This window comes from Allobosea sp. Leaf344 (genome assembly GCF_001426225.1).
GTDB lineage: Bacteria > Pseudomonadota > Alphaproteobacteria > Rhizobiales > Beijerinckiaceae > Allobosea.
On record NZ_LMRT01000016.1, the window covers coordinates 327782 to 331340 of the forward strand.

Genomic DNA, 3559 nt, shown 5'->3' on the forward strand with positions numbered 1-3559 from the left:
GGCAATACGAGGTGGTGCTGAACGGTCGGCACGCTGTCATCGCCGCAATCTGCGCTTCGCTGGTCCAGCGGCCTACACCTTTCCGCTGCCCCTCTCCTTACAGGAGAGGGGTTTCCCGCGCCTCTCTTGGAGAGGGGTTTCCCGCGCCTGTCTCGGCGCAGGGCACCGTCCCCCGACCCCTCACAGCTTGCCGTAGGCCGGAACCGTCAGGAACTCCTCGAAATCGGGCGCCAGCGAGAGCTTCGAGAACAGGTCGATCGCCTCGGGGAAGCGGCCCTTCGCGTAGACCTCCGCGCCGAGCTCGGTCTTCACCCGCTCCATCTCCTCGGCCAGGCAGCGGCGGAACAGCTCCGGCGTCACCTTGGTGCCGCCATCGACCTCGACGCCGTATTGCACGAACTGCCAGATCTGCGCGCGGCTGATCTCGGCGGTCGCCGCATCCTCCATCATGTTGTAGATCGGCACCGCGCCGCGGCCGCGCAGCCAGGCTTCGAGATATTGCACGCCGACGCGGATGTTCTCGCGGAAGCCCTCTTCCGAGCGGGTGCCCTGATGGACCTCGAGCAGATCGGCGCGGCCGACCCGGACGTCCTCGCGCAGCTTGTCGAGCTGGTTTGGCTGCGGCATCAGGCGGTCGAACACCTCCATCGCCACCGGCACGAGATCGGGATGGGCGACCCAGGTGCCGTCATGCCCGTCGCCGGCCTCGCGCTCCTTGTCGGCCTTGACCTTGGCGAAGGCGGCGGCATTGGCATCCGGATTGTTCTTGACCGGGATCTGCGCCGCCATGCCGCCCATCGCGAAGGCGCCCCGCTTGTGGCAGGTCTTGATCAGCAGCAGCGAATAGGCGCGCAGGAAGGCTTTGGTCATCACCACCTGCGAACGGTCCGGCAGGACGAAGGCCGGGTTGCGGGCGAGCTTCTTGATGAAGGAGAAGATGTAGTCCCAGCGCCCGCAATTCAGCCCGGCGATGTGCTCGCGCAGCTCGTAGAGGATCTCGTCCATCTCGAACGCGGCCGGGAGCGTCTCGATCAGCACCGTGGCCTTGATCGTGCCGAGCTTGAGCCCGAGCGCCGTCTGGGCGGCGACGAAGACGTCGTTCCAGAGCCGCGCCTCGAGATGGCTCTCGAGCTTGGGCAGGTAGAAATACGGGCCGGATCCGGCCGCGAGCGCCGCTTTGGCGTTGTGGAACATGTACAGGCCGAAATCGACCAGCGAGCCCGAGGCGATCTCGCCATCGATCTCGATATGACGCTCCGGCAGGTGCCAGCCGCGCGGCCGGATGATCAGCACGGCGGGCTTCGGCCCCAATTTATAGGCTTTGCCGGTGGTCTTGTCGGTGAAGTCGATCGCATTCAGCCAGCGGTCGCGCAGATTGATCTGACCCTCGATCATATTGGCCCAGACCGGGGAGGAGGCGTCCTCGAAATCGGCCATGAAGACCTTCGCGCCGCAGTTCAGCGCGTTGACGATCATCTTGCGGTCGACGGGGCCGGTGATCTCGACGCGGCGGTCCTGCAGATCGGCCGGGATCGGCGCGACCTTCCAGTCACCCTCGCGGATATGCCGGGTCTCGGCCAGGAAATCCGGGGTCTCGCCGGCGTCGAAGCGCTTCTGGCGCTCGACGCGCAGAGCGAGCAGGCGCTTGCGGGTCTCGTTGAAGCGGCGCTGGAGATCGGCCACGAAAGCCAGCGCGTCATGGGTGAGGATCTCGTCGAAACGATCGCCCATCGCGCCCTTGACGACGACGCCCTTGGGCAGGGTCTGCGTGGCTGTCTCTGCGGCGGACATGGCGGTCTCCCGGTTCGATGATCGATGCTGACCGGATTATGGGGTGCGCGATTGGTTCCGTGAACCTCGGTAATCGCCGATCACTTTTGCCGGGACAGAAAGAATGATTGGCCGCGCCGTCAGGGCCGGTCGGCGGCCAGGGTCTCGAACCGCTCCAGGAACCGCTCCTGTGCCAACTCGGTCGGCAGAGGCTCGACCAGAGCTGTGACCGCCGCCGGCAGGGGCTGGGGCCGGCCGAAGAAGCGCAGCGCCTCCTCGCGGGCGAAACCGGCGAGCTGCGTCGCCTCGAGATAGGCCGCGATCATGTCGGCCTCCTTGGTGCGGCGCTTGAGCGGCGCCGGGGTCGCGGCCGGCAGGCCGAAGCGCAGATGGATGGCGCCGAGCAGGCGCAGCTCCACGGCCTTGTAGGCATCGCCCATCACCGCCTTGAAGGGCGAGATCATGTCGCCGATGACGTATTCCGGCGCATCGTGCAGCAGCGCCATCAGCCGCCAGGATGGGCCCCAGCCGGGGTTGAGATGGTCGGCGATCGCCTCGACGAGAAGCGAATGCTGCGCCACCGAGAAGGAATGCGGCCCCTTGGTCTGGCCGTTCCAGCGGGCGACGCGGGCGAGGCCATGGGCGATATCGGCGATCTCGACATCGAGCGGCGAGGGGTCGAGCAGATCGAGCCGGCGGCCCGACAGCATGCGCTGCCAGGCGCGGGGCGGGATAGGGGCGCGGGCCATGTCAGCCGCGCTCTGTCATGGCGAGGAGCGTCAGCGACGAAGTAAGGCCGCGGGGTAGGGCGAGCGTTTGCACCTGGGTTGCTTCGCTACGCTCGCAAGGACGGTGGGCGGGAACGCACCCCGTCATTGCGAGGAGCGTCAGCGACGAAGCAACCCAGCGGGACCGGGTGAGCGTTCCCCCCTGGGTTGCTTCGCTGCGCTCGCAATGACGGTGGGCGGGGGCGCACCCCGTCATTGCGAGGAGCGTCAGCGACGAAGCAACCCAGCGGGACTGGGTGAGCGTTTGCCCCTGGGTTGCTTCGCTGCGCTCGCAATGACGGTGGGCGTATGCTCCCCCCGTCATTGCGAGGAGCGTCAGCGACGAAGCAACCCAGCGGGACCGGGTGAGCGGCTGCCCCTGGGTTGCTTCGCTGCGCTCGCAATGACGGTGTGGTGCGTTCCCCGTCATTGCGAGGAGCGTCAGCGACGAAGCAACCCAGCGGGACTGGGCGAGCGTTTGCCCCTGGGTTGCTTCGCTGCGCTCGCAATGACGGTGGGCGTATGGTCCCCCCGTCATTGCGAGGAGCGCCAGCGACGAAGCAACCCCGCGGGATTGGGCGAGCGCTTGCCCCTGGGTTGCTTCGCTGCGCTCGCAATGACGGTGGGGTGAACTCCTCGTCATTGCGAGGAGCGTCAGCGACGAAGCAACCCAGCGGGACCGGGCGAGCGGCTCCCCCTGGGTTGCTTCGCTGCGCTCGCAATGACGGTGGGCGGGTGAACTCCCCGTCATTGCGAGGAGCGTCAGCGACGAATCAACCCAGCGGGACCGGGTGAGCGTTTGCCCCTGGGTTGCTTCGCTGCGCTCGCAATGACGGTTGGCGGGAACGCACCCCGTCATTGCGAGGAGCGTCGGCGACGAAGCAACCCAGCGGGATTGGGCGAGCGTTTGCCCCTGGGTTGCTTCGCTGCGCTCGCAATGACGGTGGGCGGGTGAACTACCCGTCATTGCGAGGAGCGTCAGCGACGAAGCAACCCAGTGGGACCGGGCGAGCGTTCCCCCC

Annotated in this window: 2 protein-coding genes; both read right to left on the reverse strand. The window is 67.1% G+C overall.

Annotated elements, in window-relative coordinates:
- Positions 1–180: 180 nt before the first annotated feature.
- Positions 181–1791: a malate synthase A gene (gene aceB, locus ASG72_RS19775; protein WP_082540504.1), complete on the reverse strand. Its 1611-nt coding sequence runs from the start codon at positions 1789–1791 to the stop codon at positions 181–183.
- 119 nt (positions 1792–1910) lie between these two features.
- A complete protein-coding gene (locus ASG72_RS19780; protein ID WP_056716366.1) occupies positions 1911–2519 on the reverse strand; it encodes an HD family hydrolase in 609 nt (202 codons plus the stop codon).
- Positions 2520–3559 lie beyond the last annotated feature (1040 nt).

Bases quoted from the DNA above. Each gene is read 5' to 3' on its own strand.
- aceB (WP_082540504.1), bottom strand. From the start codon at position 1,791: ATGTCCGCCGCAGAGACAGCCACGCAGACCCTGCCCAAGGGCGTCGTC.
- ASG72_RS19780 (WP_056716366.1), bottom strand. From the start codon at position 2,519: ATGGCCCGCGCCCCTATCCCGCCCCGCGCCTGGCAGCGCATGCTGTCG.